General features: G+C 48.0%; 11 protein-coding genes, 1 tRNA gene and 1 pseudogene. 4 read left to right on the top strand and 9 right to left on the bottom strand.

The genetic code is table 11. From position 1 onward, the window contains the following. The first annotated feature begins 108 nt into the window (after window positions 1–108). Complete coding sequence (locus MHK04_RS11340) at window positions 109–348, top strand: UDP binding domain-containing protein (RefSeq protein ID WP_239208802.1); 240 nt, start codon at window positions 109–111, stop codon at window positions 346–348. Between the two features lie 123 nt (window positions 349–471). Here MHK04_RS11340 and MHK04_RS11345 read toward each other — a convergent pair. Beyond that, window positions 472–1,689 (bottom strand): annotated as a pseudogene (locus MHK04_RS11345) (IS3 family transposase). A gap of 300 nt (window positions 1,690–1,989) precedes the next feature. Between MHK04_RS11345 and MHK04_RS12305 the strand changes: the two are divergent. Then, window positions 1,990–2,571 carry a YqiA/YcfP family alpha/beta fold hydrolase gene (locus MHK04_RS12305; RefSeq protein WP_367404182.1) on the top strand — a complete coding sequence of 194 codons (582 nt, stop codon included), beginning with the start codon at window positions 1,990–1,992 and terminating at the stop codon, window positions 2,569–2,571. Between the two features lie 337 nt (window positions 2,572–2,908). On the opposite strand, the gene MHK04_RS11350 is transcribed toward MHK04_RS12305, so the two are convergent. From MHK04_RS11350 to MHK04_RS11385, 8 genes are all read right to left on the bottom strand, one after another. After that, window positions 2,909–3,715, bottom strand: coding sequence for an ABC transporter ATP-binding protein (locus tag MHK04_RS11350; protein WP_239208804.1), 807 nt, complete (start codon window positions 3,713–3,715; stop codon window positions 2,909–2,911). Between the two features lie 22 nt (window positions 3,716–3,737). Next, the gene (locus tag MHK04_RS11355; protein WP_239208806.1) at window positions 3,738–4,445 is read right to left on the bottom strand and encodes an ABC transporter permease; all 708 of its coding nucleotides are present in this window, start codon (window positions 4,443–4,445) and stop codon (window positions 3,738–3,740) included. Between the two features lie 206 nt (window positions 4,446–4,651). Then, a complete protein-coding gene (locus tag MHK04_RS11360) occupies window positions 4,652–6,091 on the bottom strand; it encodes a hypothetical protein (protein ID WP_239208808.1) in 1,440 nt (479 codons plus the stop codon). Between the two features lie 2 nt (window positions 6,092–6,093). Next, complete coding sequence (locus tag MHK04_RS11365; RefSeq protein ID WP_239208810.1) at window positions 6,094–7,845, bottom strand: glycosyltransferase family protein; 1,752 nt, start codon at window positions 7,843–7,845, stop codon at window positions 6,094–6,096. 1 nt (window position 7,846) lies between these two features. Continuing rightward, a complete protein-coding gene (locus tag MHK04_RS11370; RefSeq protein WP_239208812.1) occupies window positions 7,847–8,230 on the bottom strand; it encodes a hypothetical protein in 384 nt (127 codons plus the stop codon). Window positions 8,231–8,239: 9 nt separating this feature from the next. Further along, a complete protein-coding gene (locus tag MHK04_RS11375; protein ID WP_239208814.1) occupies window positions 8,240–9,400 on the bottom strand; it encodes a glycosyltransferase family 4 protein in 1,161 nt (386 codons plus the stop codon). 42 nt (window positions 9,401–9,442) lie between these two features. Then, window positions 9,443–11,035, bottom strand: coding sequence for a glycosyltransferase family 4 protein (locus MHK04_RS11380; protein ID WP_239208816.1), 1,593 nt, complete (start codon window positions 11,033–11,035; stop codon window positions 9,443–9,445). Then, window positions 11,010–12,326 carry a glycosyltransferase family 4 protein gene (locus MHK04_RS11385; protein ID WP_239208818.1) on the bottom strand — a complete coding sequence of 439 codons (1,317 nt, stop codon included), beginning with the start codon at window positions 12,324–12,326 and terminating at the stop codon, window positions 11,010–11,012. Before MHK04_RS11385 ends, MHK04_RS11380 begins: the two co-directional genes overlap by 26 nt. Window positions 12,327–12,542: 216 nt before the next feature. On the opposite strand from MHK04_RS11385, the gene MHK04_RS11390 reads away from it, so the two are divergent. Beyond that, window positions 12,543–12,615 (top strand) — tRNA-Asn (locus MHK04_RS11390). 310 nt (window positions 12,616–12,925) lie between these two features. After that, the gene (locus tag MHK04_RS11395) at window positions 12,926–13,390 is read left to right on the top strand and encodes a phage terminase small subunit (RefSeq protein WP_239208820.1); all 465 of its coding nucleotides are present in this window, start codon (window positions 12,926–12,928) and stop codon (window positions 13,388–13,390) included.

A 13,390-nucleotide genomic window follows, 5' to 3' on the forward strand; every position in this document is an offset into this window, starting at 1 on the left:
AGGCTAACTGCCTCGCCTGCCACCACGCGCTCAACAGCAGCATCCTTAACATCCTTCGGAGTCCAACGCGTCACAACTACCTCCCGGTCGAAGTGGCGCATTCACCCCTTGACAGCACGGATTGCCGCAGAATTGCCTGAAAAGCAAGTACTAGTTGTGGAGCCTAACATCCAAGAACTCCCAACTGGCTTGGCCAACAAGGAAAACGTGAAGCTATCCAGCGCTAAAGAAGCGATCGAAGCAGCGGAAGTTATCACCCTTTTGGTAGACCATGATGAGTTCAAATCTATTAATCCGTCGCTTCTAAAAGGAAAGACCATCATCGATACTAAAGGACTCTGGAAATAAAAATGGAGCTAAAATCCTCAAAGCCGATGAGACCTACTTAAGTGATCAAATCTATCGATGGTAGGGCAAGTCACTCCTAGGGTTGCCCGCAATTCGTGGACACGTAGTAGAGCTACCTAGTGGTTAGGCGGCTATTTCTTTTCTGCTAGTGGTTAGGCCAATGTTTTTCTCAAAGTCGACGGGGCTTGCCATCCCGAGTGTGGAGTGCCGGCGCCGGCGGTTGTAGACGACTTCAATCCAGTAGGCAACGGCCTTGCGTGCGGCATTACGGGTCGCCCAGCGCTTTCGGTCGTAGAATTCGGTTTTAAACGTCGACCAGAATGGCTCGGCCATCGCGTTATCGAAGCACACGCCGGTGCGCCCTACGGACTGAGCAATGCCCAGGTTGCGGCAAACTTCCCAAAGCTTCTCGCTGGTAAATTGGGTTCCGCGGTCAGCGTGAAACACTAGCCCGTCAGGCACGTCACCGCGTAGTGTATGCGCCATCCGTAGGGCCCGTTCGACCAGGTATGTATCTTGAACGCTATCCATAGCCCAGCCCAGTACCCTGCGGGAATGACCATCGCGGACTGCGCACAAGTACAACCAGCCTTCACCGGTGCGCAGGTAGGTAATATCCGACATCCACACTCGGTTGAGCTCACCAGTATCAAACATGCGCTTGACCAGGTCAGGAAGCGTGGACTTACGCTTGGCTTGAATCGTCGTTACGGGAACAAATGCCCTGGGTGAAATGCCCTCAATACTCATTATCCGTATCCGTTTAGCCACAGTCTTACGGTTAAGCACAATATGGTAGCGCTCGATAAGTTCTGCGGTAATCCGCGGAGCACCATAAACCTCATCGGAGTCCGACCAAATCTGATGAATCTTACGGTCAACATCATCGTAAAAAGCTGCACGATTATCTTCACCGGATAGCCGCTTCTGCTGCGTATGGGACCATTTGTAGTATCCAGACCGAGACACTTTTAATAGCCGTGCCATACGTTTGATGCTGAAGTTCGCCTTGCTCTGGCCGCATTAATTCGAACTTTTCTGTTCGCGTTGCTTGGCAGCGAAGAAGGCTGTCGCTTTTGACAAAAACTCGTTATCCATCTTGGCTTCTGCCAGTTCACGGCGCAGACGAGCATTCTCAGCACGAAGATCCGCCTCGCTTAGCCCATCTGATGTTCCTCGACGTTCGCGCTCATTTTTTACCCACCGGCCTAAAAGCCCAGCGGAAACACCAATCTCCTTAGCCACATGAGCGATTGGGCGCTGCGACTCGATTACCAGGTTTGCGGCTTCACGCCGGTACTCCGGCGTGTACTTCTTGCGCTGTTGATTCACAATGAACATCCTCTCCTACGGACACAAGATCCGTACTAATAGGGTGTCCACTACTTGAGGGTAATCTCACTCCAGTATTTACGTACGCGCATGTTTACTATTAAGGTGTTTACTTAGATTACGAGCCTTTCTAAAGGTAGCTTGACCGTCGCAATATTCACGATCAGGAAAGTCCGACTAGACGGATTCCTCTCTTACACCGCTTGCGTCCATGCTCGCGAAGAATTAGCTCTCCATTGACCGAGAAATATCCTAAGTTTCATCACACCGCTCACTGCGAGCTTCCCACAACCCAAGAATCGGAGTCGAATGCGAGTTAGAGACACTCATCGCTGGGGAATTGGAAAACTGTACCCTTCCAAACGAGAGTTTTTGGACAGTTCTGTATCCAGTGGATTGCACACAATTCAAGCCGGAAATCTACATCTAGATATTTTGGTTAGAAATCGCGGTTCTAGCACTACTCTGATCTTCTTTCACGCTTCTGTCACGAAATCCAGCACATTTCCAGTCCTTGTGGGAGATGGGCTGGCAGAAGCGGCTAACGCGAACCTCATCTCGATTTCCGGTCCGACCCTAGCGTACACCGACAAGCTCCGCTTAGGTTGGTACATCGGAGTAAAGCCCCTTGGTTCATTTCCGAACTATGCGAAATCTCTGCTTCACCATGCGGTCGAGAGTCTTAACACGAAACGCCTAATTTTAGCTGGTTCTTCGGGAGGTGGCTATGCTGCTGTGAACTTTAGCCGATTTTTCTCCGATGCAGCAGTTCTCTGCATCAATCCCAGATTGAATCTAGCGACCCGCCCCACACCAAATTTGGGAGAATTCTTAGTTCACGCGTATAGAGCCTCAGGTCGAACCCAAATCTCTAGGCTCAAAGCAACTTAAGTGCAAGAAAACGCGGCCGATTTTTATCCTAAAGCTCCAACGAATCATATAGGCATTCTTCAAAATGCGGGCGATACAGACTACTACGAGGGGCAATTTATCCCTTTCTGTCAGGCACTCAGCCCCGATCCGAAACTCTGGACCAGGACTGATGCCATTGGAGATGGGCATGTTCCCTACCCAAAGCAAATTCTGCACAAAGTAGTCCAAAACTTAGCCGACTTGAAATACACCGTCGCAGAGGCCTACCAAAGATCAGGATTCCAAAACCATGGAGACTGATTTGCTACTTTAGAGACAATAAAACGATATTGGCTGAACTTGTTTCAGAAATTCGCTATCTTCTGTTGAGCAACCTCGCGGCTTCGCTTTCAAAAACTACAGCCGGCTCCACGTATTGCGCTCTATTGTAGTCAACAATCTGCTGCGCCCTTTCAAACCTTTTCTGGGTAATACACTCACCCCATTTGGCGTATTCTGGGGAAATCTCGCTGAGTAGCCCCTCCATAACGATCCTTCCGTCATGGAGCCAGATTGCCTGCTTACAGGTTCTCCGCAAGGTTTTCGCACTATGGGACACCATGAAGACTGTGCCGGCATTGTCAAGCAGTTCAGACATGCGCTTTTTAGCTGTGTCGGCAAAGGTAGCATCTCCGGTTCCCAAAGCCTCGTCAACCATAAGAATTTCCGGGTTCCTAGATGTAGCGATAGCGAACGTCAAGCGGGCCGACATACCAGAAGAATATGTATTCATCGGTCGAATCAAAGCTTCTTCTTCAAGGCTTGATATCTTCTTTACTTCCGAAACATACGCGGGCAAAGCATCCTTCGAAATCCCCATGGCTAGCAAACCAAGCTTAATATTTTCCATTCCTGTCAGTTTCGGCTGCAAAGCAGCCGATACGCCCAGAAGCGACGGTGTGCCGCCCACTAGCACTTCACCAGAAGTCGGAGTCTCAATTCCCGCCAACATTCGAAGCAATGTTGACTTTCCTGATCCATTTTTTCCAAGAATTCCTATTGCTTGCCTCTTCTCCGTGGCAAAGCTGACTCCCTTGACCGCATGAACTGAGCGCTTTTTTGAAGGAAGTAGCCCCTCGAGTCGCCTACCTTCATTTACTGGCACCCGATAGATCTTATTCAAGTTCCTTGCGACTACCGAATATTCAGCGGACATTGGAATACCTCGCTTCTGCCCGCCAAAAGAAAATAATCCCAATAGCTAACATGCCAAAAGCACTTGCGAACATATATGCCCAAACTTTTAGCGATGGTAATTCGGAATAGAGCACCACACCTCGTGCAGACTGTAAGAAATAAAAGGCTGGATTGAGCTCCAAAATAGCTTGCGCTGTGGCGTTAGATGTAAAACGATCAATCGAAAAGAATACACCCGAAGTATAGAACCAGGCCCGCGACACGAAAGTCAGAATAGCTTTCAGATCAGGAATAAACGCAGTTATACGAGCCACGACTAAGGAAAGTCCACAAGAGAAAACGTGCATCAAAACAAAAATAGGAATGACCAAAAACGCACTAGGCTTTAAGACATCAGGATATTGGAAGACAAGACCAAAAAATATAGCTACTAACGCCGGAACGATATTCTGTAAAAAATTTTTAGTCGTCAGAGAAAATGCAAGAGCCGCTCTGGGGAATTTGAAAGAGGAAACTAGACCCTTCGACGACTGAATCAATCCCGCGCCTCCGTTAAGGCCTTGGCTCATGAAACCGAAAAAGACAAGACCAATAATCAAATATCCAATGAAATTATCAATGCCCCGGGAGGTCTTGAGTAAAAGCCCGAAAATGACTCCGTACATCGCAGAGTTAAGCAAGGGACTGAGGACGTTCCATGCACGCCCAAGAATCATGTCTCGATTATTGGTTGACGACTTTCCTTTAGCCTCTTCCCAAATAAAGTGTCGTCTATTCCATAAGTTCTCCAGGTAGTCCTTCAATGGAGGTCTAAAAGACACAGGCCGAAGACCTGCGTCATCGATTATCATCAGTTTCCGCCTCGACTCGCGTTTAACGGACTCGTCCACAAAATCCTCAATCCATCAATTAGGAACTTACCCTAGGAAAGGAACGGGGCTTTTCCCCTTATCCAAGCTGAACCAATATTATCGCCTGTGGAGTCTTCAAGCCTAAGCAAAGCCCTTGACGTCCAATTCTCCGCATCATACAATAACGGTGTCTCAAGTGGTTTTATAAGTTCGGTTCTTCCTTTATCTGTTCCAACGTTGACCACGACCGTTATTTCCGCCGGATTTGAAATCCCACGCTTGTTCAAGTATTCGGTGAAGTTTCCGTCGATCCGGAGCTTTCCGGTCGCCTTATCGTAATCTCCACGTACGGCGAGCGAGGGAGGATCAACTGAGAAAGTGTACGCATTCGTTTCACAGTTCGCTTGTGCATTTTGGACTAAAGTCATTGCCGCGTTCCGAGTATCAAAAAACGTTCCGATACCCTGTTTACTCATCGCCCCACGAAGATAATGGTCCGTTTTGAGCATGCCCGAAAGATTCCCATAAGACCGAACATAGAGGAAAAAAGCTTTGCTTCCTCTAATCACTCTGAGATCGACCCCCAGACTCCTGAAGGCGCGCGCTTGAACATCAGTGAAAGCTTCAGGAAGCATCCACGGGGTAAACTCCTCAAGTTTCTTGAAATCATTGGCAGAGAAAAACTTAGACCCAGTCATGACTAGGTCCCATTCAGCCAAATCGACCTGTCCCGCTCCGGTAGGGTAATAGACTAACTGATTTGCCACACCAATCGCCTTGGTTACACGGCCTCCTTGCCCGGCTGCCGCATCAGCTATTTGGAATATCTCCGACGCAGCCCAAGGAAGCCATTGGTCATCGTCATCAATTGCAGCTCTAATGTTCGTTGCAAAATCCAAATTTGATTCCAGCCGCAATCGGCACAATGTCTTTGCGGTCAGTTTCTTTGCGTTGTCTGGATAATATTTGTTGGGGAGACGGACTGCATCAATATGTCCAGTATCCGCCTGAGGATAGCCTCCCCGCGGATGAATGTATGGAACCAGTAAGAATGTGAAGAAAGATGATTGCCTGTTAAGAGCGTTAATCAATCGAGACAAGGAAAGGAGCTCTTGAAGCTTGTCAACAGAGCAATACGTCACATGGAGCGCCGTACTATTGACAATAAAATGTTGATTCGCAATCGATTCAAGCGTTTCCCGATACATTGTCAATAGCTTTGAAAGCGCATCGTGGTTTGATTCGGTGTCGGCGAAAATAGTTTCGACCAACAAAAATCTCCTCGCGGCTGGCTCAAGAAGTTCACGTGAAGAAGAGAAATTGGTCCCGTGTCCACTAGCCAAGATAACCTGGTTCAGTGCTTCCGCTTGGTCTTCCTCAAGCAAAGAAAGATCCACCGTATACCGAGCCCCGCTGTCAGCTTCGATACGCTCTCCCCACCACAAATACAGTCGGCGCCAAGATAAATTCGCAGGGGCTTTTATCGATTTAAAACGGTCGGCGTTTGCCATTTTTAACTCCCGTTCTGTCGCCAGTCACGCAAATGTCTCGAGATCCTCGTTAGAGCATTTGCCTTTTCCTTTATATTTTCTTTAGGCAACGTATGAAGACCCCGCCGATTTTTCCAGATTTCAACCTGAACACGTCCGAGCTTTGAATTTCGCAGGGCATCCAATCGCCGTTCAGATGTAGCCAAGCGCTCTTCAAGTACCTTCTTTTCTTCTCGCAGGTGCGCCAAGTTGGAAATAGCCGACTGGTTCTTCCCTATGGGCTGCTTTGTGAGACCGCCCTCAGAGATTCGAGTTGCGGCCGTTAAAGCTTGCGGACTCTCTTGAACAATCCGATTTTGCCGCACTTCGATTTCAGCTGCGCGCTTGCGTAGTAAGGTCGGCAACTTCTGCGCCAATTTTTCATCCTGCGCAAGTTCGGAGAGTTGCTGTGCGACAGGGTCCCGTCCTTCGATAGTTGGATCAACCCAACAGATTCCACCGTGAACATTCACGAGACCTTCTTCGGGAAGCTGGCTCATATGAGGTTGCCTTGAGGTTAGTGCAAACGAAGACTCGCTAAAAGCTTGAGGAGGCGTATTTCCAAGATGGCACAAAAGCTGACCACGAATTGATGAGTAAGAATGGTCTTTTGCGATGTTAAAGCATCTCTTTGCTGCTTCTTCCACATCGTTTGGGCGATCAGGAAGAGTCAACAGCAATTCTTTAAATTCAGAAATAGAGTTAGCGAAAAGTGGGTAGTCATCTCCGAGCAGCTGCTCATGCAAGGGCGTACGGTTTATGATGGAGGGCCTAGCTAATGCTCCATACTCGAGTATTTTCGTCGATAGCTCCGAACTGTTATTCATCGCCTCAGCCCGCCAACCAACGCCAATTTGAGCAGCTGAAATGAGGGAACGTGAGGTCAGTCTAGGTACTCGTCCGTGCCATGTCACCCCCGGAGTGGAATCCATTAGCCAACGGTTATTATCGACGAAGTAAGGATCGTCCTCACTCCTCCGGAACTGATCACCAGCAATATCCAGGGTCAAACAACTTCCAGATGCAGCTACCGACTTGAAGGATGCCAAGATCAGGTCGGTATTCCATGCTTTAAAAAACTTTCCTGTGTAAACAAATCGGTCAGGGTGCTTACTGTAATGATAAAGTTCTTCGAAAGATCCTTCCGCATCAGGGACATGCGGAGGCAAAAGAGCAAGCTTTTCAGGATCATGAGACGGCAACAGCCGAGACAGTCTTTGAAGTATCGCCTGAGTCTGACAGAGGAATTTGACCCCAGAATCTCTTAACACTCTTAGCATTTGAACTATATCATCATCAACGCTTTCATTGACCGTAGTAATACCAGTTACGTATACGGACAGTTTGGATGCTACTTCCGGAAATTCCTTAACTAGGTAGAAAGCCGTTTCCGTGTCACGCAAGAGTATTGAATCGAAGTCTTTTTCTATCTCACCTATCGCTCGAGCATACTCGTGCCTTTGCATTCTTTCCCCCGACGGGGCATTGGAGAATAGTGCACGGTTTTTCGAAGCAAACGGGTCCAAAATAGAAACGTTTTCATAATAAAGAACTTCGTCTAATACTTCTGTCTTCCGAATTGGATTAGCAGTTAAAAGAGTAACACTTACCGAAGACACCCCAGCCAGCATCGAGCAAACTCCTGCTAGGAAAAAGGCAGACCCGTCGACAACGTTAACGTTAATGTACCCAGAAACTAAGACTCGAAAATCTTTCCGCTCATATGAATGATTCATTTTAAATTGCTACCCTTTTAGTCTGAATTTGGCCTCGAAATCCTGGAGCGTTGGTTTTCACTTTCACAAAACACTCATTAGCTCCCAAGCGTTGCCCAAGTGCAACTGGTACGGTATTTGACCGCTGAAAGTTGATACTTTCTACCACTTCACCGTCACGCATAAAATCAAAGGCATACTCTAAATTCTCGCCGTTGGCAACACAGATAATGTGTGGTGCCCCCACGAATTCATGCGTTACAACTTTTCTCAATCCAAACTCGGCTTGGTGCCCTTCCCTCGAAGAGTTCATAGATTTTCCCACTTGGCGAATCACCTGTTCTAGGGTTCTTTCCAATTCGTAGTACCGATCCCGCCAAACGATCTCTTGCTCGTCATAATTCATAAGTGCTTCCTAACTTTTATTCAGTTGCAAACGAATATAATCAACCTCTGCGCCAATCGTGGCCTTCCGCCCACATTTTTCTAACATCGCCAGTGAGCCCTGCTTTGACAAGCGCTGAAAGAGCTCCGCGTCAAAGTAGAGTTCCTCGATTAAATCTGCCAAATCATTTATTGACTCAGGTTGGGCGAGCAGACCTGATACACGGTGCTCGATAAACTCGGGAACGGCAGCTACTTCACTGCTAATAGTGACCAACCCTGAAGACGAAGCCTCACACATTGACACACCTTGCGAATCAAAGCGAGTCGGGCTTAGGAAAATCCCATGCTCGGCATGCAAGTCCCGAATTTCTTCCTGCGTAAAGAACCTATTTTCCAACTTAACGTTATCGAACTGACGAAGTGGTTCGACTGTCTGATCGAACATCGGACCGCTTCCACATATTGTAAAGCTAAGAGCCTTAAAATACGGCCGCTTTGAAAGTTCAAGTATGGCACCAACAGTCTGGTCATTTGCGTATTTGAGCGAGGCGAATGGGCGGATACTCAGGATATTGAAACGCTTTTTATCTTCTTTTTCGCGGTATGGAAATACTTCCTCATCTACCAAATTCGGGATGACCGTTGAATTTCGGAATTCAGCGCCATTGTCGGGTTCTACGACATACTTCTGAAACCATTTCGAAACATTAACGAAACTAACATTTAGCTCTTCCTGCGTCATAAGGTCATGGAAGAAAGCGTTTTGCTTTAAATAATAAGTCTCCTTCTTTTCTAAGGCTGCCTTTATATCTTCCGATGTATTTATGAAGTTAAACCATCTACGGTACCAAGCTTCCGCTTCAAACCCATGAACCCAAACAATGACCGGCTTTTTTACGTTTAATTTCTGCAAAGGTCGAATGCGCTGGGGCTCCGCAAAATGTATTAGGTACCCATCAAAGTCATTACTGGCCACATGTAATTCGAGAGCACCTTCATTTCCAACCGTCACTCGTACGCCATCAAATTCGTATTCATAAGCCTGCCGTACCGGTTCGTGATTATAGAAAACTTCGACATCTAATCCAGCTTCTTTGTAGGCTTTGACTCGCCTGTGTATGAATCCATTACGATATAGAGCCTGCTCGCTAGGATAGGCGTTACAAATAACTAATAGTTTTTCGGACATTAGGCGTTCTCCTTCTTGACCATCGAAAAGTTTGGCTCACGCCTAACTTTGGGATTCGTTTCCTTCCAAGTAAGCATAAATCTCTCTATATCGGTTCGCATTTCCTTTCCATGTCCGCCCTTTCACCCATTGTTTCCCTAGCCTGATCAGTTCTTCATCGCCCATCGCCTGTTCAATTTGATATACAAATTGATTCAAATCATCAGGAGGGAAAAACAGGCCTCCTGCACCTGCTACCTCTCTAAGCGCCGGAAGATCTGAGCAAACAGTCGGTACTCCGAGAGCCTTTGCCAAGAGCGGTTTCAATGGCGTTACGTTTCTACAAACCTGAGCATCGATCCGAGGAATAACAAAGACATCTAAGACTGCATACCATTTCCAGATATCTGCATTTTCTTGGCGGCCGGCAAAGAGGACCCTATTCCGTACCTCTAAATCTTCAGCAAGTTTCCTTAGGTTTGGTAATTCAGTTCCATCCCCCACGATTAGCAGATTCCAAGTTTTGTCGAGTTGAGTTAACGCTCGGATCGCTAGCTCGAGACCTTCATAGCCCACCACTGAAGTCACCGATCCGAACCATTTAGAATCGCTGTCTAACTCCAGCTCTGTTCTAAGCTTTGGAACGTCAATGTCGCGATATAGATCCTGATCATCGATTGCATTAGGAACTACAAAGATTTTGGAGGCCTCAACGCCACGAGTTACCAAATTCGCCTTGGATACTTCACTAAGAACCACTACGGCACTCGCTGCCTTCATCGCCTCAGTTTCTCTCGCCCGAGCCAGTTTATAGTACTCGGATTGGAGAGCGATTCCTCGCTCCTCTTCCTGCACCTTTGACAGCCAAGTATTTTCAAGTTCGCCTCGTACTTCATACACCCAAGGAACCCCCAGCTTTTCAGCTGCCCGCGAGACGATTTGAGCATTCTTGAAGTCAGTTGTTGTGTGGAGAACCCGGGCATCTAGCTCTCGGGCACACTCAATCAACATCTCCGCAGTAAGCTCACTCCTCTCTGTCAAAGTGGATGGATACCTAATAGGAATCAATCGGCGATATCGAACACCATCAACCGTTGAAACAGGAGTAGAAGCAATCGATCCAATCACGACCGGGTACCCCAATCGTGTAACACCTTGAACTGACGTCCCGGTAGTTTGAATAGCCTTTAAAGAACTATGGGTTCGATATGTATATCCCGACTTTGTAAATGGAAGGCTGTTGTTTAGGAACCAAAGCACTGTTCCATCGTTGGGTTTGCCGGTACGGTCGCTACTGGCAGCCCGTTGCTCTAAGCAAGGGGCGATCTCCTGTTTCAACTGTGACTTTTGCTGCTCTAAGCGTCTAGCAAATCTTTTTCCAGCTCTTTCTTTAATTCCCTTTGCTGAGCTATAAAGAAAAATAGCTTGCGTAAGCTCTCCCCGACGGTGCTCATCATCGCCCTCAAGCACACTTCGGCTAATCTTCATCTTTGAAAGCAATTTATCGAGTTTGTCCAGACCAGCACGCTGACGAATTTTTTCCAACACATTATTGTATAGCGCTGCTGGATCTTCTTGTGCCATTCTTACAGCTGCCTCGAACAAAAAGATCCACTGCTTAAGAACAAATTTAAAACTCGGCATCTCGATGAACACTTTCCAATAAGTTCACAACGTTTACCTCGGCAACCTCGTTACGCTCTTTGTAGGGCCAAGTGGAAGCTTCTTCTCGCGGCATTAAAGTGCCAGGGTCATTAGCAAGCTTTTTCCACAAATTGGCGAGATCCCTTGGCTCGTTTGGCGACACAATGTCACCAGCGCCTGTTGTTCGGATTAGCTCAGCGGTTTCACCTTGGACTACCCCTGAAATATGCATCTTCGCTGCCATCAGTTCGTAGGTTTTTGAAGGGACAGTCCTCAGAAGCGGCTCCCAATCAGCTAAGTGAACCAACGCCGTATCCGCCCAAGCATAAGGCTCATCCATTTCCGTTGCTGACCTCTGCTTTTCGAAAGTAGCGGACACTCCAAGGTCTTTGGCTCGATAGATCAAGTTTGTCTTTCCGTCCCCCGCCCCAATAATTCGCAAATTCACATCGACGCCCGACTCTTGCGCGATTTTTACAGCCTTCAGCACATTTTCCAAATTTTGCGCTCGCCCAATAGTCCCCGCATAAAGGACGTTAATTTCAGATCGAGAAGACCGAGGAATGCTAGTCTTTTCAAAATTCGTCTCCCGCGGAAAAACGTTTCTCACAGTAACCAATCTTGGCTTCTTTGAAGCTACCCGTGCATCAACTTTCTCTGCCAATTCGTCTTGAAGCCATGACGAAGTCACCATAACTCCATCCGCTTCAAACAATGATTTGTCCAAAGCCACTTCAGTCAACATTTTGATAATTTGCAGAGGTCCTTTACTAAGGATTTTTTGCCGCAAAGATACCGAGCCAACACTCTCATTCCACCTGTGCGACTCGTGCAGAAGGTCCGGCCACGCATCTCGCAAATCAATCACATACGGGATTCGTAAAATTTTTGCTGCTGCGTAGGTGACCATGGCGGTGGGTAGCGCGGGAACTGTACCAACGATCACGTCTGGCCTCGACTTGGAACCGCCAAGGCCACGAATCAAAGTTACGAAAAATTGCCCTGCCGCCACTGAGATTTGACTTACAACTCTAGCTGTCAGACTTGAGGATGAAGGTACGGCGGCGACTCTAAAGATACGTTCCCCCGCCGCCCCGCCTTCACCCCTGCCATAGGGAGCTCTTAGTTCACGAAGAGAGCAGAACCACTCAGATATCCCCATATTTCTACGAAAGCTTCTTGGCGGAGCAACTACATCCACCTGGTTTCCTGCCTTGACCAACACCGATGTTAACCATTGCCAGCGCCTTTGCGGGACCCCGTTTTGCGGATACCAGTAGTGCGACAACACAAGAATCTTCAAGACATGGCTCCCTTTCGTACGTAATTTCACCGCAAGCTTACCAGGCAACCACTGAATTAATTGCGCAAAACTTTTACCTCAGCAAACGAGGAAACCCGCCGGAATATTCTAATTTCAATGCTCCAACCAGGCGATTTGGCTGTAGGGCACAAGTCCATATATAGTTAATTCTCGTTGCACAGAGAACAGCAAGTTCGATGTACGGCGTACGCATAATCCTCCATAGCTCAGTTGGCAGAGCATTCGACTGTTAATCGAAGGGTCACTGGTTCGAGCCCAGTTGGAGGAGCGGTGTATGCACCCCCTCTTACCGGCATAAATGCTGGTGAGAGGGGGTATCTTATTTTTTGGCTTCCAGTCGTTTCCAGCCGTTTCCAGCCGTTTCCAGTGGCTTATGTCGTCAAAATGTCGTCACGTTTTCGCCCCAAAATACGCCGTCAAAACCACTTACACCAGCACGTTCCCCTACGCATAAAAATGACTCCGAGCCGAAAATCGACCCGGAGTCATCTCCCCCGAACGGCAGCTGCCACCAAGAAGTATAGCACACTATAATAGAACTAGACATCTAAAAATAGCCGAACAATTTGGGGGAAGTAATGGCAGGACGCGGTCCCGCACCAAAGAATCCAAAATCCCGTGCGAGAAGAAACCAACAAAACATCGAACAACGAGAAATCGTTGTCACCTTCGTACCGCAGCCCAAACTCACCGACATCTACGGCCCCACCAACCCGGCCACAGACGAGCCCTGGACAAACCAAACTCTCCGCTTCTGGGAAACCTTGTCTGAATTCCCACCATTGAAGACTCAAGGCCTCCAAGAAACTCAGTGGCTCGACTTAGCACGCACCATGATTCTCGACGATGCCTATAACCGCGGCGACACCAAACTCGGCCCAGAACGTCGCCTACAACTCGCCCAATACGGCATCACACCAGACAGCCTCGCTCGCCACCGCATCACCATGGCAACCGCAGACGAAGCTGAAGACAAGCGCCGCGCTTCCCGCGCCGCAGCAGACGTACGCGGCCGCTACCGTAGCCTGAAGGCGGTGGACTAA

It is taken from the genome of Corynebacterium nasorum, assembly GCF_022345765.1.
GTDB classification, from domain to species: domain Bacteria; phylum Actinomycetota; class Actinomycetes; order Mycobacteriales; family Mycobacteriaceae; genus Corynebacterium; species Corynebacterium kefirresidentii.

What these genes read in the sequence shown, in the direction of transcription:
- MHK04_RS11355 (WP_239208806.1), bottom strand. Translation starts at nt 4,445, where the DNA reads ATGATTCTTGGGCGTGCATGGAACGTCCTCAGTCCCTTGCTTAACTCT.
- MHK04_RS11360 (WP_239208808.1), bottom strand. Translation starts at nt 6,091, where the DNA reads ATGGCAAACGCCGACCGTTTTAAATCGATAAAAGCCCCTGCGAATTTA.
- MHK04_RS12305 (WP_367404182.1), top strand. Translation starts at nt 1,990, where the DNA reads ATGCGAGTTAGAGACACTCATCGCTGGGGAATTGGAAAACTGTACCCT.
- MHK04_RS11395 (WP_239208820.1), top strand. Translation starts at nt 12,926, where the DNA reads ATGGCAGGACGCGGTCCCGCACCAAAGAATCCAAAATCCCGTGCGAGA.
- MHK04_RS11365 (WP_239208810.1), bottom strand. Translation starts at nt 7,845, where the DNA reads ATGAATCATTCATATGAGCGGAAAGATTTTCGAGTCTTAGTTTCTGGG.
- MHK04_RS11375 (WP_239208814.1), bottom strand. Translation starts at nt 9,400, where the DNA reads ATGTCCGAAAAACTATTAGTTATTTGTAACGCCTATCCTAGCGAGCAG.
- MHK04_RS11370 (WP_239208812.1), bottom strand. Translation starts at nt 8,230, where the DNA reads ATGAATTATGACGAGCAAGAGATCGTTTGGCGGGATCGGTACTACGAA.